Source organism: Acuticoccus kalidii (genome assembly GCF_021556395.1).
GTDB lineage: Bacteria > Pseudomonadota > Alphaproteobacteria > Rhizobiales > Amorphaceae > Acuticoccus > Acuticoccus kalidii.
Window position 1 is genome coordinate 98,471 of sequence record NZ_JAKGCS010000008.1, and the last position, 22,451, is coordinate 120,921.

At 68.3% G+C, this 22,451-nt stretch carries 16 protein-coding genes; 11 read left to right on the top strand and 5 right to left on the bottom strand.

What is annotated here, in order from left to right:
• Position 1 precedes the first annotated feature (1 nt).
• From L1787_RS04925 to L1787_RS04955, 7 genes are all read left to right on the top strand, one after another.
• On the top strand, positions 2-1,030 hold the full coding sequence (locus L1787_RS04925; RefSeq protein WP_235707422.1) for a class I fructose-bisphosphate aldolase: 1,029 nt from the start codon (positions 2-4) through the stop codon (positions 1,028-1,030).
• Between the two features lie 10 nt (positions 1,031-1,040).
• Complete coding sequence (locus L1787_RS04930; protein ID WP_235707423.1) at positions 1,041-1,634, top strand: thiamine phosphate synthase; 594 nt, start codon at positions 1,041-1,043, stop codon at positions 1,632-1,634.
• 20 nt (positions 1,635-1,654) lie between these two features.
• Positions 1,655-3,988 (top strand): tetratricopeptide repeat protein, encoded by a 2,334-nt coding sequence (locus L1787_RS04935; RefSeq protein WP_235707424.1) that lies wholly within the window; start codon positions 1,655-1,657, stop codon positions 3,986-3,988.
• 200 nt (positions 3,989-4,188) lie between these two features.
• A complete protein-coding gene (gene efp / locus L1787_RS04940) occupies positions 4,189-4,752 on the top strand; it encodes an elongation factor P (RefSeq protein ID WP_235707425.1) in 564 nt (187 codons plus the stop codon).
• Positions 4,753-4,767: 15 nt separating this feature from the next.
• Positions 4,768-5,577, top strand: a complete 810-nt coding sequence (locus tag L1787_RS04945) for an inositol monophosphatase family protein (RefSeq protein ID WP_235707426.1) — start codon at positions 4,768-4,770, stop codon at positions 5,575-5,577.
• 171 nt (positions 5,578-5,748) lie between these two features.
• Positions 5,749-6,741, top strand: coding sequence for a flagellar motor protein MotA (locus tag L1787_RS04950; protein ID WP_235707427.1), 993 nt, complete (start codon positions 5,749-5,751; stop codon positions 6,739-6,741).
• An 11-nt stretch (positions 6,742-6,752) separates the two neighbouring features.
• A complete protein-coding gene (locus L1787_RS04955) occupies positions 6,753-7,778 on the top strand; it encodes a peptidoglycan -binding protein (RefSeq protein ID WP_235707428.1) in 1,026 nt (341 codons plus the stop codon).
• Between the two features lie 498 nt (positions 7,779-8,276).
• Here L1787_RS04955 and L1787_RS04960 read toward each other — a convergent pair whose 3' ends face one another.
• A complete protein-coding gene (locus tag L1787_RS04960) occupies positions 8,277-10,121 on the bottom strand; it encodes an ABC transporter transmembrane domain-containing protein (RefSeq protein ID WP_235707429.1) in 1,845 nt (614 codons plus the stop codon).
• Positions 10,122-10,296: 175 nt separating this feature from the next.
• On the opposite strand from L1787_RS04960, the gene rpmE reads away from it, so the two are divergent.
• Positions 10,297-10,521 carry a 50S ribosomal protein L31 gene (rpmE, locus tag L1787_RS04965; RefSeq protein ID WP_235707430.1) on the top strand — a complete coding sequence of 75 codons (225 nt, stop codon included), beginning with the start codon at positions 10,297-10,299 and terminating at the stop codon, positions 10,519-10,521.
• 101 nt (positions 10,522-10,622) lie between these two features.
• Here rpmE and L1787_RS04970 read toward each other — a convergent pair whose 3' ends face one another.
• Positions 10,623-10,802: a DUF1192 domain-containing protein gene (locus L1787_RS04970; RefSeq protein WP_235707431.1), complete on the bottom strand. Its 180-nt coding sequence runs from the start codon at positions 10,800-10,802 to the stop codon at positions 10,623-10,625.
• Between the two features lie 59 nt (positions 10,803-10,861).
• Here L1787_RS04970 and L1787_RS04975 point away from each other — a divergent pair, with 59 nt between their 5' ends.
• From L1787_RS04975 to L1787_RS04985, 3 genes are all read left to right on the top strand, one after another.
• Complete coding sequence (locus L1787_RS04975; protein WP_235707432.1) at positions 10,862-11,851, top strand: NAD(P)H-quinone oxidoreductase; 990 nt, start codon at positions 10,862-10,864, stop codon at positions 11,849-11,851.
• Positions 11,852-11,959: 108 nt separating this feature from the next.
• Positions 11,960-12,694: a DUF1013 domain-containing protein gene (locus L1787_RS04980; protein WP_235707433.1), complete on the top strand. Its 735-nt coding sequence runs from the start codon at positions 11,960-11,962 to the stop codon at positions 12,692-12,694.
• Positions 12,695-12,904: 210 nt separating this feature from the next.
• A complete protein-coding gene (locus L1787_RS04985) occupies positions 12,905-13,549 on the top strand; it encodes a LysE family translocator (protein ID WP_235707434.1) in 645 nt (214 codons plus the stop codon).
• Positions 13,550-13,642: 93 nt separating this feature from the next.
• Here L1787_RS04985 and L1787_RS04990 read toward each other — a convergent pair whose 3' ends face one another.
• The 3 genes from L1787_RS04990 to L1787_RS05000 form a co-directional block, all read right to left on the bottom strand.
• The gene (locus L1787_RS04990; RefSeq protein WP_235707435.1) at positions 13,643-14,791 is read right to left on the bottom strand and encodes a calcium-binding protein; all 1,149 of its coding nucleotides are present in this window, start codon (positions 14,789-14,791) and stop codon (positions 13,643-13,645) included.
• 145 nt (positions 14,792-14,936) lie between these two features.
• The gene (gene pbpC, locus L1787_RS04995; RefSeq protein ID WP_235707562.1) at positions 14,937-17,018 is read right to left on the bottom strand and encodes a penicillin-binding protein 1C; all 2,082 of its coding nucleotides are present in this window, start codon (positions 17,016-17,018) and stop codon (positions 14,937-14,939) included.
• The gene (locus tag L1787_RS05000; RefSeq protein ID WP_235707436.1) at positions 17,015-22,402 is read right to left on the bottom strand and encodes an alpha-2-macroglobulin family protein; all 5,388 of its coding nucleotides are present in this window, start codon (positions 22,400-22,402) and stop codon (positions 17,015-17,017) included. Before L1787_RS05000 ends, pbpC begins: the two co-directional genes overlap by 4 nt.
• Positions 22,403-22,451 lie beyond the last annotated feature (49 nt).

Here is a 22,451-nt window from a genome sequence, read left to right on the forward strand (position 1 = left end):
GATGAGTGAAACACTTGCTGGCATCGCTGATGCGATGGTGCAGGACGGTCAGGGGATCCTGGCAGCCGACGAAAGCACCGGCACCATCAAGAAGCGCTTCGATCAAATCGGCCTCGAGAATGTCGAAGAGAATCGCCGTGCCTATCGCGAGTTGCTCTTCACCTCCGACGAGGCGATGCGGGACTATGTCTCCGGCGTCATCCTGTTCGACGAGACGATCCGCCAGTCCGCGAAGGACGGCACCCGCTTCGTCGACCTGATGAAGGCGGCCGGTGCCGTCCCCGGCATCAAGGTCGACAAGGGCGCCAAGCCGCTCGCCGGCTTCCCCGGCGAATCGGTGACCGCGGGCCTCGACGGTCTGCGCGAGCGGCTCCAGGAATATTACGAGCTCGGCGCCCGCTTTGCGAAGTGGCGCGGCGTGATCGACATCGCCGAGGGGCTGCCGACGACGGGCGCCATCCGCGCCAACGCGCACGCCCTCGCGCGTTATGCCGCGCTCTGCCAGGAGAACGGCATCGTCCCGATCGTGGAGCCCGAGGTCCTGATGGACGGGCCGAACGCCAGCCACACGGTCGAGCGCTGCTATGAGGTGACGGAGGAGACGCTCAAGATCGTCTTCGACGCGCTCTATGACATGCGGGTCGATCTCACGGGCATGATCTTGAAGCCGAACATGGTCGTGCCGGGTCAGAAGGGGCCGCAGGTCTCGCCGGAGACGGTCGCCGAGATGACCATCGCCTGCCTCAAAGCGACGGTGCCGTCGGCGGTGCCGGGCATCGCGTTCCTGTCGGGCGGTCAGTCCGACGAGCTCGCGACCGAGCACCTCGCGATCATGAACAAGATCGGCGGCTTCCCCTGGAAGATGACCTTCTCCTATGGGCGGGCGCTGCAGCAGGCGGCGATCAAGACCTGGGCGGGGCGTGCGGAGAACGTGGCGGCGGCGCAAGCGGCCTTCACCCACCGCGCGAAGATGAACGGTCGCGCGGCGATGGGCCTCTGGAGCCCTGAAGACGAGCGCGAGGCGGCCTGATTACGCTCCCTTGCGATCGCGACTGATCCTCTCAGCCCCCCAAGACGCCGACAGCGCCGCCATCGAAAAGGCGCTGTCGGCCGGGGATGTCGCCGCGCTGGTCATTCCGGCCGGCGCGACGCATTTGCGCGCCATCGTGGCGGCGACCCAGAATGCGGGCGCCGCCGCGCTGCTCGGCTATGATTTCGCCGAGGGAGACCGGCCGCCATGGCCGCTCGCTTACGGTGCCGACGGGGTTCACGCCGCCGGCGACCTTGCGGCGCGGTCCACCGCCGTTGACACACGCCCGGAAGGTGCCACCATCGGGGCGATCGCCACCAATCGCCATGAGGCGATGAGTTTGGGCGAACTCGGCGCGGACTATCTGTGGTTCGGCAACACCCGCACCCTCGACGAGGAAGCGGTGGAGCTGGGCATCTGGTGGCAGGCCGTGTTCGAAATCCCGGCGGTGGTGGCAGGTCCGTGTAATGCGGCGGCGATCGATCTGATGATCGCGACAAAGGTGGAGTTCATCGCCGTGGATGTGTTTTCGAGTGCCGAAGACCCTGGCGATTGGGTCATGATGATCAACAATCGCCTCGATCAGGGCCTCGCTTCATCGTGAGACGGATCGGGGCGGTCCTGATGTCCGCCGCGATCGGGATTGCGGCGGAAGGTGCCGTCGTCGCGCCGGCGCTCGGCCAGAGCACGGGCGCGGATTCGCGGCCTGCCGCCCAAACCACCGACGTCGAGACGCAATCCCTCGCGCCGCTTCCCGCGGCCGAGGCGGCCGAGGCGGTTCGCACCACCGACGCGCCGGACGCCGCCGCGGCCGAGGACGCCGCGGCGCAATCCACCGATGGGGCGTCGCCGTCGTCCGGCCCTGCCGCTTCCACGACCGCGGCCGAAACGGAACCCGGCGCCGACCCGCGCCCGCCGCGCACGATTTCCGAGGCGATTGCCCAGACCGCCGGCGAGCCGGGGGAGAGCGGCCCGGCCGCCGAACCCGCCGAAGCGGACAACCGTGACACGGCCCCCGCCGATCCGACCGAAACGTTGAGCGCCGAGACGGCCGACGAGGGCGCTGCCGCGTCGGAGGCGGAGGCAACCGACCCCGCCGCCTCGACGCCGACCGACCCGGCCGGCGAGGGCGACACCGCCGCGCAGCCTGACGATCGCGCGGAGGATCCCACCGCGGTCACCGGGGCGCCCGAAGCCGTTCCGAGTGCGGCCGAAACACCTGTGACCGAAAACGCCGCGGCCGAAGCCATCGGGACCGATGGCGCGGACACCCCCGCGGGCCCGAGCCGCGATGCGGCAAATGCCGCGGACGGTGACGAGGCCGGCGCAGCCGCGCCCATCGAGGACGCCGACGGGGCCGACGCCGAACCCCTGACACCTGCGACCGAGACGACATCAGCGACCGGGACCGGCGAGACGCCGCAGCCCGGCACGCCCCCCGAGGCCGCCGGCGCTGCGCCCGGCGAGGCGGATGCGGCGGCGACCACGTCCGAGACCGACCCCACGCCGCCGGCGACGGCGAGTGCGCCTGGCGAGGCGACCGCAGAGCCGGACGACGAGACGGCTGCGCGAGAGCCGGTGAACCCGGCCGCATCGCCCAGCACCGAGCCGTCATCCGCCGCGTCCTCATCGACCGAACCGGCACCGACCGCACCGACAACGGGCCTGCCGGGCCTCGCGCGATCGACGCCTCCGATCGCCGCCCCGGCCGAGGAAGCCGCACTCCCCGGTGTGCTGCGCCAAGGCGGCGAGACCCCGGCAACGGGACCGTTGCCCCGTCCCAATCCCGATGATCCGCGTCCCGGTAGTAATCCGCGGTCCGCCGATGACAACCGGTTGCCGCCATCGCTGATGCAGCGGACGCCCGGAACCGCCGATCTGATGCTGGAGCAGGCCGAGAATCGGGCGCACCGCTTCTTGCCGATGCCGCTCTCGCGTCCGATGCAGATCCCGCAACAGGAAGCGCCCGGCGTCGTCGTGTCGAGCGCGCGCACCGACGAGTCCGCCACCGCGACCGATGCGCTCGACGTCCCCGGTTCGTTCATGGGTCTCGACGGCGGAACGGCGCGTGACGTGACGATCCCCGATTCGATGCTGGCCGCCGCCGGTACCGCGCCGGGACAGCTGTCCCTCGCCGACTTCGCCTTCGGCGCCTACCAGCGCGGGCTCTATCGCACCGCCTTTCAGGTCGCCCTGCGCGCCGCGGCGAACGACGATCCCGACGCGTCGGCCCTCATCGGCCGCCTCTATGAAGAGGCGCTCGGCCAGGAGCAGGACTTTGCCAAGGCGGCGGGCTGGTACGCGATCGCCTCCGATCTCGGCAACGCGCAGGCGCAGAACCGGCTCGGCGCGATGCTTCTCGCCGGCCGCGGCGTGCCGCAGAATTCGGCGCGCGCGGCCGAGGTGTTCGAGGCGGCCGCCGACGCCGGAAGCCCCGACGCGGCGCACAGCCTCGCGCTGATGCTCCTCAAGGGCGAGGGCCGGTCGACGGATGCGCAAACGGCGCTCAAGTTCATGCGGATGGCGGCGATGGGCGGCGACGTCGCCGCGCAGTTCGCGCTCGCGGTGATGTACGAAGAGGGGCAGGGGACGCTGCCGGACGAGGCGGAGGCGACCTATTGGTATGGCCGGGCCGCGGCGGCGGGCGATAAATCGGCGATGCTCGATTATGCCCTGCGCATCTTCAACGGCGTCGGGGCGGAGCCGGACGAGGCGGTCGGCGCGCGCTATTTCGGCCGGGCCGCCCGCGCGGGCAATCCGGTCGCGATGAACCGTTATGCGCGGCTGCTCGCCAATGGCCGCGGGGTGAAGCCCGATCCGGTCGAGGCCATCAAGTGGCATCTCCTCGCGCGGCAGGCCGGCCTGTCCGATCTCTTCATGGACGGCTTCATGGGCACCGCCGATCCCGATATCGTCGCCGAAGCGCGGCGGCGGGCGGCGACCTTCGTCGGCGGTTGAACCGTCGCCGTCGGCCGCTAGGCGCGGGTGGGGTTGGCAAACGTTCGCCGATCGACGACATAGCGCTCACCTCAATCGAAGCCGGTGTCCCCGCTTGCGATCGGCCGCAGCCTGTGGTTTCCACGCGGAACCGCGCCGGGCGCGCGTGCCATGCACGGATTCCGGTCACGTCATATCAATCAGATGTCTAGAGCTCGGCCATGAAAATCAACGGCAACGAAATACGCCCCGGCAACGTGCTGGAGCACCAGGGGACCCTCTGGGCCGCCGTCAAGGTGCAGCACGTGAAGCCCGGCAAGGGCGGCGCCTTCGCCCAGGTGGAACTCAAGAACCTCCTCGACGGGCGCAAGCTCAACGAGCGTTTCCGCTCCGCCGACACCGTCGAGCGCGTCCGCCTCGAGCAGAAGGACTTCCAGTTCCTGTACGAGCAAGGCGACGACCTCGTGTTCATGGACACGTCGACCTACGAGCAGCTCGAGCTCGCGAAGGACTTTGTCGGCGACCGCGCCGCCTTCCTCCAGGACGGCATGATGGTCACCGTCGAGATGTACGAGGAAAGGCCGATCGGCATTTCCCTTCCCCAGCACGTCACCCTCGAAATCTCCGAGGCCGATGCCGTGGTGAAGGGGCAGACGGCGTCCTCCTCCTACAAGCCGGCGGTGCTCGAGAACGGCGTCAAGGTCATGGTGCCGCCCTTCATCGGCGCGGGTGAGAAGATCGTGGTCGATACCGAAGAGGTCGCCTACGTCCGCCGCGCCGACTGAAGAGGGGACGACGACATGGCCCGTTCGGCCCTACTCAATGTGATGGTCGCGGCCGCCGAAAAGGCCGGGCGAAGCCTCGCCCGCGATTTCGGCGAGGTGGAAAATCTCCAGGTCTCGCGCAAGGGGCCGGCCGATTTCGTGTCGAAGGCGGACATGCGCGCCGAGGAGATCGTCTATCGCGAGCTGTCGAAGGCGCGCCCCGGTTACGGCTTTCTGATGGAGGAGTCCGGCTCCACCAAGGGCGAGGACGACCAGCATCGCTGGATCGTCGATCCGCTCGACGGGACGAGCAACTTCCTCCACGGCGTGCCGATCTTCTGCGTCTCGATCGCGCTCGAGCGGCAGGGCGAGCTGGTGGCGGGCGTCATCTACAACCCGGTGATGAACGAGCTCTTCGTCGCCGAGCGGGGTGGCGGCGCCTTCCTCAATGACCGGCGCATTCGCGTCGCGGCGCGCACGGACCTTGCCGATTCGCTGATCGCGACGGGGCTGCCCTTTCTCGGCCACGGCAATCAGGTCCAGACGCTGTCGGAGTTGCAGCCGCTGATGAGCCGGGTCGCCGGCATTCGTCGCGCGGGGGCGGCCGCGATCGATCTCGCCTGGGTCGCCGCAGGCCGCTATGACGGCTATTGGGAGCACGACCTCAAGCCGTGGGACATCGCGGCCGGGGTCGTTCTGGTGCGCGAGGCGGGCGGCTTCGTGACCGCGCCCGACGGAAGCGATAGAATGCTCGCCACGGGGTCGGTCGTCGCCGGCAACGAAACTCTGCATCGCGCGCTGACGAAGACGCTGCGCGCCGCGAGCGAAGGCCGGGCGATCCGCTGACGCGCCGCCCTTCGCGGACGGTCCGGAGCGTCCACGTGGCGCCGATCGGTCCGTTCGCTAAGGCGGCGTTCAGATTGGATCGGTCTTATAGTGTTGATGGCGGCGCACTCGGCGTCGCCGCGCCAGCCAATGGCGTTTCTCCCGTAACGAACTTCGGCTACACGTGAGAATATGGCGCGCAAGAAGGATCCTTACCGTCTGAGCACCCCGCAGGTTTACCTGTGGCGGATGGTGCTGTTCGTCATTCTCGTGGCGTTCCTGATCTTCATGCAGTTCGGGACCGTCATGACAGCGTTCATGGCGAACCCGATCCTCAACGGCCTGATCATCGCGGTCGGGGTGATCGGCATCCTCCTCGCCGTCGTGATGGTGACGCGGCTGTTCCGGGAAATCGCCTGGGTCAACCGCTTCCGCGTCGGCGCACCGCCACAGCGGCGTCAGCCGGTCCTCCTCGCGCCGATGGCGACGCTGCTGCGCGACGGGGTGGAGGAGACGGTGATGAGCGCCGTCACCATGCGCACGATCCTCGACACCGTCGGCACCCGGCTCGACGAGCAGCGGGACATCCTGCGCTATCTCATCGGTCTCCTGGTCTTTCTCGGCCTTCTCGGCACCTTCTACGGCCTGTTGCAGACGATTTCGTCCGTCGGGGCGACCATCAACTCGCTCGACGTGACGTCTGGCGATTCGGCCGTCATCTTCCAGGATCTGAAGGCCGGCCTTCAGGCCCCGCTCGTCGGCATGGGCACGGCCTTTTCCTCCTCGCTGTTCGGCCTCACCGGCTCGCTGATCGTCGGCTTTCTCGACCTTCAGGCGGGGCAGGCGCAGAACCGCTTTTATACCGAGCTCGAAGACTGGCTCTCGACGCTGACCGACATCGTGGACGACTATGACGCCGCGACCGCCGCGCAGGCGACGATCGACCTGCAACGCTCGGTCGACCATCTCGCCGAGATCGTCGCGAACCAGGCCGGCGGCGGCGACCGGCAGACGGCCAAAGCCCTCGCGACGCTGGCCGAGGGGATACAGGCGATCGTGAAGAACGCACGGCGCGAACAGAAGGTGTTGATCGACTGGGCCGAAGCGCAGGGCGCGCAGAACGAACGGATCGAGGAACTCCTCGTCCGCCTCAACAACGCGCTCGAGCAGGACGAGCGCGCTTGAGGGGCTGACAGATGCCACTCGTTTCCCGACGCCGCGACACCCGTGCCGATTATTGGCCCGGCTTCGTCGACGCGATGGCGACGCTGCTCCTCGTCATCATTTTCCTGTTGTCGCTCTTCATGCTGTCCCAGTTCTTCCTCAGCCAGGAGCTGTCGGGGCGGGAGACGGCGCTTGCTCGGCTGAACGCGCAGATCGCCGAACTGTCCGAGCTTCTCGCGCTGGAGCGCGCCGGCAGCAGCGAGCAGGCCGACGAGGTTCTCCAGATGCGGGCGAGCCTCGACGACCTCGTGGCCCAGCGCGACCAACTCCAGGGCCGCCTCGCCAGCGAGACCGCGACCGGAGTGGGGCAGGGCGACGAGATGTCGGACCTCCGCCGCGAGCTCGAGAACGAGCAGGAACTCGGCGCCGACGCCCTGTCGCGCGTCGCGCTCCTCAACCAGCAGGTCCGCGCCCTGCGCCGGCAGATCGGCGCGCTCGAAGAGGCGCTCGACGCGTCCGAGGCCCGCGGGCGGGAAAGTCAGACGCAGCTCGCCGATCTCGGCCGGCGGCTCAATGTCGCGCTCGCCGAGCGGGTGCAGATCCTGAACCGCTTCCGGTCGGACTTTTTCGGCCGCCTGCGCGAGATCCTCGCCCAGCGCTCCGGTATCGAGATCGTCGGCGACCGGTTCGTCTTCCAGTCCGAGGTGCTGTTTCCGACCGGGTCGGACGTCCTCAATCCCGAAGGGCAGGAGGAGATGGGCAAGCTCGCCGCCCAGCTCATCGAGCTCAACGCCGAGATTCCGGACGATATCGACTGGGTCTTGCGCGTCGACGGGCACACGGATGCGCGGCCGATTTCGGGTGGCCGCTTCCGCAGCAACTGGGAGCTATCGGCCGCCCGCGCGATTTCGGTCGTGCAATATCTGATTGGCCAGGGCGTGCCGCCGGAACGGCTGGTCGCGGCCGGTTTCGGTGAGTTCCGGCCACTCGATCCGGGCGAGACGCCCGAGGCTTACGAGCGCAATCGCCGCATCGAGCTGAAACTCACCGAACGCTGATCCCCGCTCGTGGGGCGCGAGGAACGCGTTGCAAGCCGCGTGAGGCGTCTTTCTGCCTTGCGCCGGCGCATGATGGCGTTCCGTCCCGCACCGCCTATATCGCCGCCTGAGGGGCAGCGTGGGCCAAGGCCCGCGTGGGAGCCTCCTCGCCGCGACGACCTCCAGGCCAGCCTTCCGCGATGACGCGGCGGGCCGCATGCCATGCCGGGACCAGCGCGCGCCATGATGCGGGCAACGGTGCGCGGGCAAGGGTACGCAAGCAAGGGTCCGGGAGGGTCGCCGGCCGCCTCGTAAGGGAATTCGACGCCTTATGCCTTTCGATGCTGGATGGCTCGTGACCGCTTTCGGATCGCTCGTCGCGATCCTCGCCGTCGTGAACATCGCGCTCCTGGTGGGCCGTCTTCGGCAGAAGACGCAGAAACGCCGGAGCGCCAGACATCTGAGCGCCTGACGCCTGTCTGACGCCTGGCCACGCCCGCCATTCGTCGGCGCGGCGGCCTATTGCATCGCGCTTGCGATCCTCTCCTGTGCCGCGTCGCCGAATTGGAGCGTCGCGAGGCGCGCATAGACGCCCTCGCGCCGTGCGAGCTCACCGTGCGTGCCCTGCTCGACGATGCGGCCCTCGTCCATCACCAGGATCCGGTCGGCCCGCACCACCGTCGCGAGACGGTGCGCGATGACGAGCGTCGTGCGGCCGACCATCAGCCGTTCCAGCGCATCCTGGATCAGAGCCTCGCTCTCGGCATCGAGGCTCGAGGTCGCCTCGTCGAGAAGGAGCACCGGTGCGTCCTTCAGGATCGCGCGCGCGATCGCGATGCGCTGACGCTGACCGCCCGACAGGGTGATACCCCGTTCGCCGACGACGGTCGCATAGCCGTCGGGAAGGGCGGCGACGAACGGATCGACGCGCGCCGCACGAGCGGCCGCGACGACCTCCTCGTCGGAGGCGGCGGGGCGGGCGATGCGGATATTCTCGGCGATCGATGTGGCGAGGATCGTCGTGTCCTGCGGGACGAGGGCGATCCGCTCGCGCAGCGCGGCGAGTTCCGTCTCGCGCACGTCGATCCCGTCGATGCGGACATGGCCCGCGCCGACATCGTAGTTGCGGCCGATGAGCTGGAAGACGGTCGTCTTGCCCGCGCCCGAGGGGCCGACGAGGGCGATCGTCTTGCCGGGCTCGGCCGCGAAGGTGAGACCGTGGAGGATCGGGCGGGACGGCTCGCCCGGATAGGCGAAGGTCACATTGTCGAATTCGACACTGCCGACGGGGGGCTCGGGCAGCGCGCGCGGGCTCGCGGGGGAGGCGATCTCCGGCGTCTCGCGGGCGAGGAGGGAGAGGCGCTCGGCGGCGCCGGCGGTCTGCGCGATCTCGCCCCAAACCTGGCTGAGCTCGCCGAGCGCGCCGGCGGCGAACACCGCATAGAGCACGAACTGGCCGAGCGCGCCGGGCGTGAGCGCGTCGCTCAGCACCTGCTGCGCGCCCATCCACAGCACAGCGACGATCGCCGAGAAGACGATGAAGATGACGATCGCCGTGAGGCACGCGCGCGCCGCGGTGGCACCGCGCGCCATCTCGAAGGCCTGGAGCGCGCCGTTGCGATAGCGCTCCGCGGCCCGGCCCTCGGCGCCGAAGGATTGGAGCGTGCGGACCGCGCCGATCGCCTCCGTCGCATAGGCGGAGATGCCGGCGAGGGTGTCCTGCGCGGCGCGGGAGCGCTTGCGCACGCGCCGACCGAGCGCGACGAGGGGCAGCACCAGAACCGGGATCACCGCAAGGGTGATCGCCGACAGGCTGGGGCTCGTCACCACCATCATCGCCATCGCCCCGACGAACATCAGGAAATTGCGCAACGCGATCGACGCGCTCGCCCCGACGGCGGCCTTGATCTGTGTGGTGTCGCCGGTGAGGCGCGAGACGATCTCGCCTGAAAGCGTCCTGTCGAAGAAGGAGGGGGAGAGGTCCATCACGCGCGCGAACACGTCGGAGCGGATATCGGCGACAATCCGTTCGCCGAGCGTGGTGACGAGATAGAAGCGCGCGGCCGAGGCGACCGCGAGCGCACCCGCCACGATGATCAGCATTCCGAAATATGCGTCGATAAACTCGGCGTTGTCCTGACCGAAGCCGAAATCGATCATGCGGCGGACGGCGAGCGGCACGGCGAGCGTCGCGGCCGTCGCCGCGAGCATCGCTATGCCGGCAAGGACGAGGCGCCCGCGATAGCGCAGCGCATAGGGCCAGAGATAAGCGAGCGGCCGCAACCGCACCCGCTCCCGCTTCTTTTGTGCGCCGTCCTCGACAGATTCATCCGCCGCCGGCGCTTTATTTCGACCAAATCGCATCTCGCCTCAGAACGCCCGTCGTTCGACAATGTCAATGTGGCAAGCACGACAGCTTGCGCAGACGGCCCGGAGAGGTTACGTGCAGCGGGTTTCTCACACGATGTGGAATCTCATGGCGGCGACAACGGGTCGCTCGTGATGGTGTTCCGCACGCCTTCGACGCCAAGGACGAGCCATGAAGAAGGACATCCATCCGGACTATCACCCGGTCACCGTCGTGATGACCGACGGGACCGAGTACATGACGCGTTCGTGCTCCGGTTCCGCCGGCGACACGATCCGCCTCGATATCGACCCGCGCACCCATCCGGCTTGGACCGGCGGTCAGACGACGCTTCTCGATCGCGGCGGTCGCATCTCGCGCTTCAAGAGCAAGTTCAAGGGCATCCCCGGCGCCTGAGCGCCGGCTGGTCCGAGGCGCGACGCCCGCAACGGGTTCCGATCGACTGAGCCACGCCGGCATCATCCCATGCCGGCGTGGCTTTCGTTTGCGCGCCGCCGTCAAATGCGGAAGAAACTGTCCGCCGTGACGCGCGTTTCCCCCTTCGATTTGATTTCCTGCGTGATGCGCTCGGCCTCGGAAAGACAGGCCGCCTTCAAAGCCTCCAGCTCGCGGATCGACATGCGGCTGAGATCATCTCCCAGCATATGGGCTTTCGGAGCTTGGGGTTCGTCGTCCATGGTCACCTCCATCCGTGACCAAGGGTAGCGTGCACGGCGAAAGAGTTCGAGGGGGAGAGATGACGATCGAGCCGATGATGAAGGCGATCACCGCGCCGACGCCTGGCGGACCGGACGTCCTGGTGATCGACGAGCACCCGACGCCCGCGCCGGGACCGACGGACATTCTGATCGAGGTCGCCGCCGCAGGCGTCAACCGACCGGACTGCATCCAACGCGCCGGACACTATCCCGCCCCGCCGGGCGTGACGCCGATTCTCGGCCTCGAATGTGCCGGCGAGGTGGTCGCGGTCGGCCACGATGTGGCGCGCTACAAAGTGGGCGATGCGGTGACCGCGCTCGTCCCCGGCGGCGCCTACGCGCAATATTGCGTCGTCGACGAGCGGAACGCGTTGCCGATCCCGGCCGGGCTGTCGATGCTGGAGGCGGCGGCCCTTCCCGAAACGTTCTTCACCGTCTGGAGCACCGTGTTCGACCGGGCGAAGCTGCGCGCGGGCGAGTGGTTCCTCGTCCATGGCGGGACGTCCGGCATCGGCACGACGGCGATCCAGCTCGCCAAGGCCTTCGGCGCCAACGTGGTGACGACCGCCGGCTCCGACGAAAAATGCGCCGCGTGCGAGCAGCTCGGTGCCGACGGGGCGATCAATTATAACGCCCGCGATTTCGTCACCGTCCTCAAGGAATCGGTGCCGAACGGGATCGACGTCATTCTCGACATGGTCGGCGGCGATTATGTGGAGCGGAACTGGAACGTCGCCGCCGTCGAGGGGCGGATCGTCCAGATCGCCACGCTGAACGGCCCGTCGGAGGCGAACTTCGCCAAGCTGATGCGCAAGCGCCTCGTCCACACCGGCGCGACGCTTCGTCCACGCGACGTCGCCTTCAAGGCCGAGATCGCCGAGCAGCTCGAGGCGAGCGTGTGGCCGCTGATCGCCGAGGGGCGGATCCGTCCGGTGATGGATCAGAGCTTCCCGTTCGAGGAGGCGGCGGAGGCCCATCGGCGGATGGAAGGCAGCGGGCACATCGGAAAGATTGTGCTCACCCTCTAAGCCGAATTGCACCGCCGGGCGGAGCGGCCTATATCTTGGTCGTTCCCCAAAATCCCGCAACTTGCCGGGTTCTCCAGCTTTAACCGCCGGAGAGCACAAGGAGGTTCCATGCAAGCTGATCCAGACACGCCCTTGATGCCCAAGGCGACCGCCGTCTGGCTGGTGGACAATACCTCGCTCACCTTTGAACAGATCGCTGCGTTCTGCAGGTTGCACCCGCTCGAAGTCGGCGCCATCGCCGACGGTGACGCCGCTCAAGGCATCAAGGGCGCCGACCCGATCCAGACGGGCCAGCTCACCCGTCAGGAAATCGAGAAGGCGGAGAACGACAAGTCCTACCGCCTCAAGCTGTCCAAGCCGAAGACGATCGTGCCGGAGCTGAAGCGCAAGGCGCCGCGCTACACGCCGGTGTCGAAACGGCAGGACCGGCCGAACGCCATCCTGTGGCTCGTACGCCATCATCCCGAGCTGAAGGAATCGGCGATCATCCGCCTCGTCGGCACGACGAAGACGACGATCCAGGCGATTCGCGACCGGACGCACTGGAATTCGGCGAACCTACAGCCGCTCGATCCGGTGACGCTCGGCCTCTGCTCGCAGATCGATCTCGATCGCGAAGTCGAAGTCGCGGCGCGTGAAGCGGGCATCACCCAGCCGCCGCAGCTCATGCCGTTCGATCAACCCGACGCGCTGCTGCCCGTCGACGACAGCCTCGACGCGCCGCGCGACGACGAGGACGACGCGCGCAACACCAAAGAGCGTTACGATCCCGACGCCGTCTTCTCCGGCCTCGCGGCCTGGAAGAAGGGCGAGCGCCCGGCCGACGACGACGACGAGGACTGACGCCGCGCCCATGGGGCCGGCCTGCCGCGAACGATCCGCGGCGGTGGACCCGATCCCCGAAGGAGAGCGTGCCCTGCCGTGACGGCATGGCGCTTTCTCTTTCGCGGCGGTTCGGTCTCCACCGATGGCGCAGAACTTGCCTGTTGAGCGTGAGGGGCGGTCGTTCGCGAGGCGAGGCCGAACCGATGCTGGGCGGGACGCGCAACGATCATGTCCATCGAGACGATTCTTCTCTTCGCGGCGACCGAGGCGTTGCTGTCACTGACGCCGGGGCCGGCGGTGATCCTCGTCATCGGTCTTGCGATGCGGTCGGCATCGGGGCCGGCGCTCGCCGCTTCGGCCGGGGTGATCGCAACCAATGCGGTCTATTTCGCGCTGTCCGCCCTCGGCGTCGGCGCGCTCATCCTCGCGAGCGCGACGCTGTTCGGCGTGCTCAAATGGCTCGGCGCGGCCTATCTCGTCTTTCTGGGCGTCGGGATGCTGAGGCCGTGGCTCGCCGCATGGCGAAAGGGGGCTGAGGCGTCGCCCGTCGAAACGCCGATCGCGACGCGGACAGATCCACGCCGCGCGTTCCGTAAGGGGGCGTTCCTGCAAGCCTCCAATCCCAAAAATCTCGCGTTCTTCGTCGCCTTGCTTCCGCAATTCGTGACGCCGGGTCCGGCGGTTGGCACGGAATTTTTGATCCTCGGCCTCGTCTCGATTGCGATCGAGCTGCCGATTCTCGGCCTATATGCGCTGCTCGCCTCGCTCTCGATGCGCTGGCTGCGGGCGAAGACCGTGATGATCTTGGAGGCGTTGGGAGGGGGCGTTCTCATCGGGCTCGGCACGGCGCTCGCGGCGGTGCGGAGCCGATAGACAAGCCTTCGCGACAGCGTGGTCGCCGACGCGTCGGCCGTCAAAGCACCCACCCGGCGTGCGCCGGATGGGTGATTGTCTCAAGCGTGTCGTTCAGAGAAGGACGTCGCCCGAGCTGAGCTCCGTGTAGTTCTCGAGCACGATGCGGGTGTCTTCGAGACGGATCACGGTGATATCCTCATTCGAGCGGGTCACCGCCTCGACATTGTCGAACGAGATGAGGTCGAAGGCGCGAAGATCGAGCGTGTCGCCGGTCTCGAAGTCGGTGACGAAGTCGTTGCCGTCGCCCGGCGCAAACACGAACCGATCGAAGCCGTCGCCGCCGGTGAGGAAATCGCTGCCGGGGCCGCCGAACAACACATCGTTGCCGAAACCGCCATCGAGATTGTCGCCGCCGGCGCCGCCGATCAGGACATCCTGGCCGTCACCACCCCAGAAGGTATCGGCATTGTTGCTGCCGCGCAGCGTATCGTTGCCTTCGCCACCGAGGACTGACGCGGCGAAGCCGTTCGAAATCCCGCGATAGCTGTCGTCGCCGTCACCGAAGAAGACGCCGCTTTCCATCCGGCCTTTGTTAATGATCTGGTCGGAATCGGAAGAATTATCTCCCATGTCCGTCTCGCCGCGGATCCGGCCGCCGTCACGAACGATGAGAACGTCGTCACCGTCGCCGGCATAAACGTTCTGAGTGATCAGGCCGGCATGGTCGATCCGGTCGTTTCCGGCGCCCGTGTTCAAGTCACCGGCGATGTTGCCGGAGCCCTTGTAAAAATCATTGCCGACGGCATCGAGATCATCGTTGCCATCGTCATCCTTTTCGAGATCCAGGGAAACGTTTCCGTGGATGACTCCATGGTTGATTACGATATCGTCTTGGCCTTGCAAATAAATCGCGGATTCGGTTGTGCCGACGATTTTGCCATTGTTTACGATCTCACCCGAGAACGTCGGCATCAGCGGATCGTCACCATTGATGACATTCGCTCGGACGCCATACTCGCCCTTAATGAGGCCGGAGTTGTGCACCTCGAAGCTGGATTCCTCCCCCGCACGAATGTTCATTGCATTCGAGCTTTGAGAAACGATGCTTCCATCGTTTACGATCGAGATGTTCCCACTGTCAACTCGGGCGAAAACTGCCGCGTTGTTGGAATCGACGACGACGCGCCCCGTGTCCGTGATGGTGAGGTCTTCATTACGGACCGAAACGGGTGTCGTCGTTCTGTTCGTTATCGTCGCCATGGGACGTTCCTTCTCGTTGACGAACGGATCACCTCCCTCGAGAGAGCATCCGTTACACAACTCCGAATGGTTGTGATTAACTTCCCGTTCCCTTTTGAATAGGAGAAATTTTTAATTCAGTTTGGAACCGTCAAATTGACGAATGTCAGTCCACTTTGAAGGTGACGCGTTCGGACGCGCCGTCGGCGGTGACGACGGTGAGGGTGTGCTCCCCCGGGGGAACGTCGAGCTGCGCGGTGCGCCGATTGGGGGGCACCGCGAGGGGCCGCCCGTCGAGCAGCCAGACATCGACCGGCGCGCCGAGCACGCGGGCGACGAGCGGATCGCGCTCGCCATCGGCGCGGGCGAGCGCGACGCTCGCATCGGCCGGCGGGAAGGCGATCGAAACCGAACGCCCGACGGGCGCACCGCCCGCCATACGCTGCCCGAAAATGCGCAAAGGCGGGGGCAGTTCGGCCGTCGCGACGGGATCGGGCGCGGCGGGGCGCCGCTCGATACCGATCCGGGCGAAGGCGTCGAAGAGGATCGGGGCGGCGTCGGTCCAGCCCGTCAGCGAGGCGATGGGCGTGCCGTCCGGCCGGCCGACCCAGACGGCGATGACGTGACGCGCGTCGTAGCCGACGGCCCAGCCATCGCGATATCCGTAGGAGGTGCCGGTCTTGTAGGCGATCGCGCCCGGCCGCGCATTGCGAGGCGGCAGCATACCGGAGAGGATCCCGGACACGGCCGCGGCCGTCCGCTCCGACAAGAGGCGGTTGCGCACCGGCGGCGCACCGCCCGTCGCATGAAGCCCGATCGGCCGGCCGTCCCGCGCGAGCGCCGTGTAGAGCTCGGCAAGATCGATGAGCCGCGTGCCGAAGCCGCCGAGACCGATCGCGAGCGACGGCTCGGCCCCGCCCGGCAGGACGACCCGCGCGCCCGCCTCCTGAAGCCGCACGGCGAGCCGCGTCGCGCCGAGCGCGTCGAGGAGTGCGATCGCCGGCACGTTGAGCGATTGCCGCAACGCCTCGGTGGCGGTGACGAGGCCGTGGAAGGTGTCGTCGAAATTGTTCGGCTCGTAGCCCGCGAAGGTACGGGGCGTGTCCTCGAGGAGGGTCATCGGGGCGATGAGGCCGGCCTCCATCGCGAGACCATAGATGAATGGCTTCAGCGTCGATCCCGGCGAGCGGACGGCGCGGACCATGTCGACATAGCCGGCGCGGCCCGCGTCGAGGAATTTCGCGGCCCCGACGCTCGCTCTGATCTCGCCATTGCGAAGGTCGGCGACGAGGATCGCGGCGGAAACCCGTGGGCCGATGAGGTCGACACGCTCCGCCGCGAGGCGCTCGAGCGCGGCCTGCCAATCGCGCTCCAAAGTCGTCTCGTGGATGCGCCGTTCAGGTGCGGCATCGACGAGCTGGCGGGCGAGGTGCGGGGCGAGGCGGGGAACGCTGCGGCGCTCTGCCGGAATGGCCTCGCGCCCCGCCTCGGCCGCATCGCGCGCGGAGATGACGCCGCGCTCGGCGAGACGGTCGAGGACGCGGGCACGGGCGGCGCGGGCAGCCTCGGGGAAGCGGTCCGGCCGGCGCGTCTCGGGGGATTGCGGCAGGGCGACGAGGAGGGCGGCCTGGGCGAGGGTGAGGCGCGCGGGCTCCCGGCCGAAATAAGCGAGGCTCGCCGCCCGCACCCCTTCGATATTGCCACCATAGGGTGCGTTGTTGAGATAGATCGTGAGAATATCGTCCTTGTCGAGGCGGCGTTCGAGCTGGATCGCGCGCGCCGCTTCCTCGAGCTTGCGCACGAAGGTGCGCTCCCGTCGCTCGGTGAGGAGGCGGACGGTCTGCATCGTCAGCGTCGACGCGCCGGAGACGAGACGGCCGCTCGTTGCTGCCTGAAAGGCCGCGCGGCCCGCCGCCAGCGGGTCGACGCCGAGATGGGTCGCGAAGCGTTTGTCCTCATAGGCGACGAGGAGATCCACGAACCGCGGATCGACCTCGGCCACCGTGACGGGCAGGCGCCAGCGTCCATTGCCGTCGGTGAAGGCCCGCAGGAGCGCGCCGTGCCGGTCGAGGACGAGGGTGGAGGGCGCTGCGCCGGTGAGCGGCGGCGGATGGCGCGCGTCGAGGACCGGGACGGCGAGCGCGACGGCCGTCCCGAGAAGGAGGGCGACCGACAGGCCGCTCCCGATCCGCCGGCCGCCGACCCCCGCCAGACGGCGGGCGGCTTTCGGGCGCGCCGGCGCGCTCAGCGCGTCGGCACCACGGCGATGGTCCCCGCCGCCGTCCGCGCCACATAACGCGGCTGGTACATATCGGAGACCTCCGCCGCCGGGAGCGTGAACGTTCCCGGCGAGACGGCGCGGACCATGTAGGTCACGGTGATCGGCTCGTCGGACGACTTGGCGAGCGTCCAGGCGGCGGCGAAACGGTCGTCCCGGAACTCGGTGAATTCCGGCGACTGGCCGAGCTGGGCCATCGGGAAGGTCGCGATGTCGGCGGTCGAGACGAGGCGCGGGTTTTCGATCTCGAAGCCGGCGGGCAGCAGATCGGTCAGCATGATGCGCATCGGAACGTCCGCCGTCTTCGTGAGGGTGAGGCGGACGAGGAGGCGCGTGTTCTGCGGCACCTGGTTCGGCGTCGTCTCCGCGCCGTCGAGCGTGAAGAAGGCGCGTTCGATCGAAAGGCCCTCCGCCGTCGGCGGCAGCGGCGTGAGCGGCGTGCCCGACACCGTGGTCGCGACCGACACCGTGTCGCGCCCATCATTGCGGATGACGACCTCGTCGCGCAGCGCAGCGGGGGTCAGTTCGCGGAAGAGGGGCGAGGTGAGGGGCGTTCCGTCGAGCGAGACGCTGCCGGCCGGCGGTGCCGCGGCATGGGTCGCGAGGAGGAGCCAGGCGGCTTCCTGGGTGGAGAAGGGGCGTTCGAGATCGTCCGCTTCGAGCCGCGAGAGGACGCCGGACAGGTCGGCGACCGTGCCTTCGCCGACATTGCTTTCCGCCGCGAGCGTCACGATCGCCGCCGCATCGCGGATCGGGGTGCCGTAGTCCATGCGGTCCGGCCGCTGCGAGAAGCGGGAGTGGACGGCGTTCTGGAACAGCGTGCGGGCGAGGGGCGCGTCGCCGGCGAGGGAGAGGCTCGCCGCGAGTTGGGCGCGGGCGAGCGGGGCGACGAAAGCGTCGAGCTTCTCTTCGGCGAAATAGCGCAGATCGCCGATCGCGGCGCGGCCATTGCGGGCGAGGACATAGGTCGCATAGGCGATCTCCGTCCCCCGCTCCCCATCGACGTCGCCGACATAAGAGAGCACCGACTGGAGCCGGTCGAGACCGGATTCGAAGGCGACGCTCGGCACCTCATAGCCGGCCTCGCGGGCCCGGGTGAAGAAGTCCATCACATAGGCCGAGAGCCATAGATCGTAACCGGGCGACCAGAGGCCGAACCCGCCCGACGCGCTCTGGAAGGCGAGCACGCGCTCGATCGCCTTCTCGATGCGCGGGCCGATCGCCTCGTCGTCGTCGAGCCCGATGCTGGCCGCGACCTCGTTGAGATAGAGGAGCGGCAGGGCGCGGCTCACGGTCTGCTCGGCGCACCCATAGGGAAAGCGGTCGAGCATCCTGAGGAGGCCGGCGGTGTTCGTCTCGCCGGAGCCGACCGAGACGCTGACCGCCGCGTCATCGTCGAACCCTTGGGTGAGGCTCGCCGTCAGCGTGGTCGCCTCGCCGGGGGAAAGGGCGACGATGCGCCGGTTCGAGACCGGACTTGCGGCCGGCCGCACGGCGAGCGTGTAGTCGGAGACGAGCTCCGATCCGTCCGGACCCGTCAGCGTCGCGACGAGCGTCGCGGTGCCGACGCCGGTCGCCGCGATCGGCATCTCGATCGAGGCGCGCTCGTCCGCGGCGAGGTCGAGCGTCTCTTCGTCATGGTCGAAGACGAGCGGGCCCTCGGCGGCGATGGTGAGGGTGTAGGTCCCTTCCGCGCCGGAGACGTTGTGGAGGTCGAAGCGCATCCGGGTCGAATCGTTGGGCGCGAGGAAGCGCGGCAGGGAGCCGGCGAGGACGACCGGATCGCGCACGATCATGTCGGCACTGGAATCGCCGACCTTCGTCTCGGTCCACGCGATCGCCATCAGCCGCAGCGTGCCGTTGAAGGCGGGAACGTCGAACGTCACCTCGGCCTTTCCGTCCCCGTCGGTGGCGACGAGGCCGGAGAAGAGCGACACCGGCTCCTCGTTCGGCGGCAGCGCGTTGGTGCCGGAGGCCATGCCGTCACCGCCGGAGCGGACGCTGCCCCGCGTGCCGCTGAAGCCGTTGATGAGGTCGCCATAAAGGTCGCGCAATTCGACCGCGAGCTGGCGCTGGCCGAGATAATATCCGTCGACATCGGGGGGCGTGTAGCCGGTGATGTTCAAAATGCCGACATCGACGGCGGCGAGCGTCAGATAGGCGGTCTCGCCGGCAGCGATCCCCTCGATCGAGACCGGCACGGTCACGCTCTGGCGCGGTTCGGTCATATCCGGGGCGTCGATCGCGACGTCGAGCCGGCGGTCCGCCGTGTCGACGTTGAGATAGGCGATGCCGACGGCGCGCTGGGGCAGGGGCCGATCGTCGCCGCTGGCGCCGGCCGGGCGCACCAGCGTCGCCGAGACATAGGCACCCGGCGACCAGTCCGCCACGACGGTGATCGGCACGCTCGCCCCGCTTTCGGGCACATCGACATATTCGAAATGCTGCACGTCCCCGGTCATCACGGTGACGAGGGCGGTGCCGGCATAGCGCGGCGCGATCGACAAGGTGGCGGTATCGCCCGCCGCATAATGGTCCTTGTCGAGATGGACTTCGAGCACGTCGGGCGTGTCGGCGCCGGCGCCGGACTCCATCCAGCCGCTATAGAACGTCATCGAGCTTGCCGTGTGCGGGTCGGCGGCGTCCGCGACTTCGAGCCTGTACTGGCCCCAGTCGACCGGGACGGCGATGCGGCCCGGCGTGTCGGCGGCGATGTCGACGGTGCCGCTCGCCACCTCCTCGAGCCGCTCGACGGCCTCGTAGAACCAGCGGTCGTTGCGGCGATACCATTGGAAGGACCGGTTGATCTTGGTGAGGGTCCACTCCGCCTCGCCGGTCGCGCGGGTGCGGTCGGCGGTGAGCGCGATCACCTCGAAGCGGGCGTCGGAGCCCTGGCCGACGCGGTTGTCGTCGAACAACGGCTTGATGCCGAGCATCGGCTGGTTGGTCGCGACGGGGAGGGTGAGCGTGTCCTCGACCGTGCGCCCGCCGGGCTCGCGCACCCGCAAGGCGATGCGCGCTTCGAGCGCGCCGGTGGCGTCGGAGACGTCGGCGATCGGAACCGCGATCGACGCCTTGCCCTCAGCGTCCGTGCGCGGCAGGTCGAAGAGGGGCGCGCGGCGCGGGGTGAAGGGCTCGGCGTCGAGCCCGAACCGATAGCCGGGGAAGGCCGCGATCCCGTCGGCCGCCCGCAAGGTGACGCCGCCCTCGATCATGAGGTCGGACGCGGGCGCGCCATAGAGGAATTTCGCCTCGAGCTCGGCCGTCAGCGTGCCGCCGGCGACGGCCTCTTCAGCGTCGCTCGTCAACGCGACCTCGATCCGCTGGGGCACGAAGTCCTCGACGAGGAAGGTCGTCGTGCCGACCGCCGGGCCTTTGGGGTCGATGTGCGCGCTCACCTGCCAGGTCCCGGTGGCAGCGTTGGTGGTGAGCGGCAGGTCGAGCGCGAAGCCGCCGGCCGTGTCCGCCCGCTGCGTGATGCGGCGGGAGAGGACGCCGTCCGGCCGCGTCAGCTTGATGGTGACGGGAAGCGGCAGGGCGGTCGAGCCGTCATCGCGCACGAGGGTCGTGAGGTGGACGGTCTCGCCGGCACGGTAGACGCCGCGCTCGGTCGCAAGGAAGGCGTCGATCGGTCCGGGCGCCGCGCGGCCGGCGACACCCCTGTCGGTCAACTCGAACGCGCCCCCGACGAGGGGGATGAAGGCATAGTCGCCATCGGCCGAGCTTGCGGTGACGACGGTCGGCGTCAGGCCGCCTTCGGGCCGCGAGGTGGAGGCGAGGCGGGCGTGCCCCTCGGCGTCGGTCCGCCCGGTGGCGAGAACCTCCTCGTTGCGGGCAAGGAGCGCGACCTCGACGCCGGCGCTCGGCTCCGCCGTCCGCAGGGAGCGGACGAAGACGTCGACCGTGCCGCCGTTCGAGTAGGTCGAGACGCCGATATCGGAGACGACGAACCATTGCGTCGCGAGCGTCTGCGAATCGTCGGCCGACTCGGCAGGGCGCGCGGTAAGGATATAGACACCGGGTTCAGTCGAGGAGAGCACGTCGTCGAGCGGGAAAAGGGTCGTCACCTCCTTGTTGAGGTCCGACCGGACGCTCATCTCGCCGGTCCAGGCGAGGCTGCCGCGCTCGTCGGCGATCGTCTCCGTCTCATAGCTCCAGAGCTGGCGCTTGAAATCCTCGGAGCGGACGACGGAGGCGAGATTGCGGTCGTTGATCCGGTAGAGCGCCATGTCGAGCGTTTCGGTGTTGATCGTCGTGACCGGGATCCCCTCGGCGGAGGCGGGAAGCACGAAGCGGTTCGACTCGAACCGGGCGAGCGGTGAGCGATCGCGCACATAGACGCGGAAATTCGCCGGGCTCTGCAATGTCTCGCCGACGGTCGAGGGCACCCCATCGCGCAGCGCGATCTGGTAGCGCGCGCCGTGTTCGAGACCTTCGACGCAGAGCTGGCGGCTGTCGACGGAGACGGTCGGGTTGGCGATCATGTCGACCACGACGAAGCGTTCGAGGTCGCTCGCATCCCCCTGCAGCGTCTCGGAGAATTGGACGCACATGCGCGGCGAGGCGGTCTCCGTGTCGACGGAATAATCGAGCACGCGGAAACCGTGCTCGGCGCGCAGCCGCTCGAGGCGCTGCTCGACGCCGGGGTCGAGATTGAGGACGAGGCTTGCCGCCGCCGCCTCGATCGCGGGACGGAAGAGGCCTTGCTTTTCCATGGCGCTGGAGACGACGGCGAGCGCGCGGGCCTGCTCGGTGAGGCTCGTCGCGTCGCGGATACCGAGATAGCCGGCGGCGGCGGCGAGGCTCTCCGCCTCGCGCTGGTCGTCATAGGCGTCGTAGTCGGCGTTGAGCATCCGCTCGGCGAAGGCGAGCCAGTCGGCCGTGCGACTCGCGGCGAGCTGGTCGGCGGTGGAGGCGTTGATGAGGCCGATCGTGCGGCCCGTGCTGCGCGCGGCGCCGATCTTGGCTTCAAGCCGTGTCGCCTCGGTGACGATGTCGCTCGGGAGGAAGGCGAGATCGGGAAGGGGAAGCGTCTCGGCCGGCGCGTCGTCGATCACCACGGCCGAGGTCGCGCCCTTGTAGGGCACGCGCTCGTCCGAGCCGCTCTTCAGGAAACACCAGCGTGCGCGCTCATTATAGGTGAAGGCGCCGCATTGGCTGTCGGCGAGGCAGGCCTGTTGGCAGTCGCGCAGCTCGACCTCGCGCAGGGTCTGATAATCGCCGCCCGGAAGGTCGAAGTCGCGCAACATTTCGAGCGATCGATCCGCGAGCGCCGGGCTCGCCGCGACGGCGAGGACGAGGACGGCCCATGCGCCCCGACGGAATGCTGCGAATTGCGGACCACGTTTCGACATGCTCGCCTCCCCGTTTTGCCAATCTGTTTACCCTGAATGGGAGAGCGTT

What these genes read in the sequence shown, in the direction of transcription:
- L1787_RS04990 (WP_235707435.1), bottom strand. Translation starts at nt 14,791, where the DNA reads ATGGCGACGATAACGAACAGAACGACGACACCCGTTTCGGTCCGTAAT.
- L1787_RS04985 (WP_235707434.1), top strand. Translation starts at nt 12,905, where the DNA reads ATGTCCATCGAGACGATTCTTCTCTTCGCGGCGACCGAGGCGTTGCTG.
- L1787_RS04945 (WP_235707426.1), top strand. Translation starts at nt 4,768, where the DNA reads ATGGCCCGTTCGGCCCTACTCAATGTGATGGTCGCGGCCGCCGAAAAG.
- L1787_RS04955 (WP_235707428.1), top strand. Translation starts at nt 6,753, where the DNA reads ATGCCACTCGTTTCCCGACGCCGCGACACCCGTGCCGATTATTGGCCC.
- L1787_RS04950 (WP_235707427.1), top strand. Translation starts at nt 5,749, where the DNA reads ATGGCGCGCAAGAAGGATCCTTACCGTCTGAGCACCCCGCAGGTTTAC.
- efp (WP_235707425.1), top strand. Translation starts at nt 4,189, where the DNA reads ATGAAAATCAACGGCAACGAAATACGCCCCGGCAACGTGCTGGAGCAC.
- L1787_RS04925 (WP_235707422.1), top strand. Translation starts at nt 2, where the DNA reads ATGAGTGAAACACTTGCTGGCATCGCTGATGCGATGGTGCAGGACGGT.
- L1787_RS04980 (WP_235707433.1), top strand. Translation starts at nt 11,960, where the DNA reads ATGCAAGCTGATCCAGACACGCCCTTGATGCCCAAGGCGACCGCCGTC.
- L1787_RS04970 (WP_235707431.1), bottom strand. Translation starts at nt 10,802, where the DNA reads ATGGACGACGAACCCCAAGCTCCGAAAGCCCATATGCTGGGAGATGAT.
- L1787_RS05000 (WP_235707436.1), bottom strand. Translation starts at nt 22,402, where the DNA reads ATGTCGAAACGTGGTCCGCAATTCGCAGCATTCCGTCGGGGCGCATGG.
- L1787_RS04975 (WP_235707432.1), top strand. Translation starts at nt 10,862, where the DNA reads ATGACGATCGAGCCGATGATGAAGGCGATCACCGCGCCGACGCCTGGC.
- L1787_RS04935 (WP_235707424.1), top strand. Translation starts at nt 1,655, where the DNA reads ATGTCCGCCGCGATCGGGATTGCGGCGGAAGGTGCCGTCGTCGCGCCG.
- L1787_RS04960 (WP_235707429.1), bottom strand. Translation starts at nt 10,121, where the DNA reads ATGCGATTTGGTCGAAATAAAGCGCCGGCGGCGGATGAATCTGTCGAG.
- rpmE (WP_235707430.1), top strand. Translation starts at nt 10,297, where the DNA reads ATGAAGAAGGACATCCATCCGGACTATCACCCGGTCACCGTCGTGATG.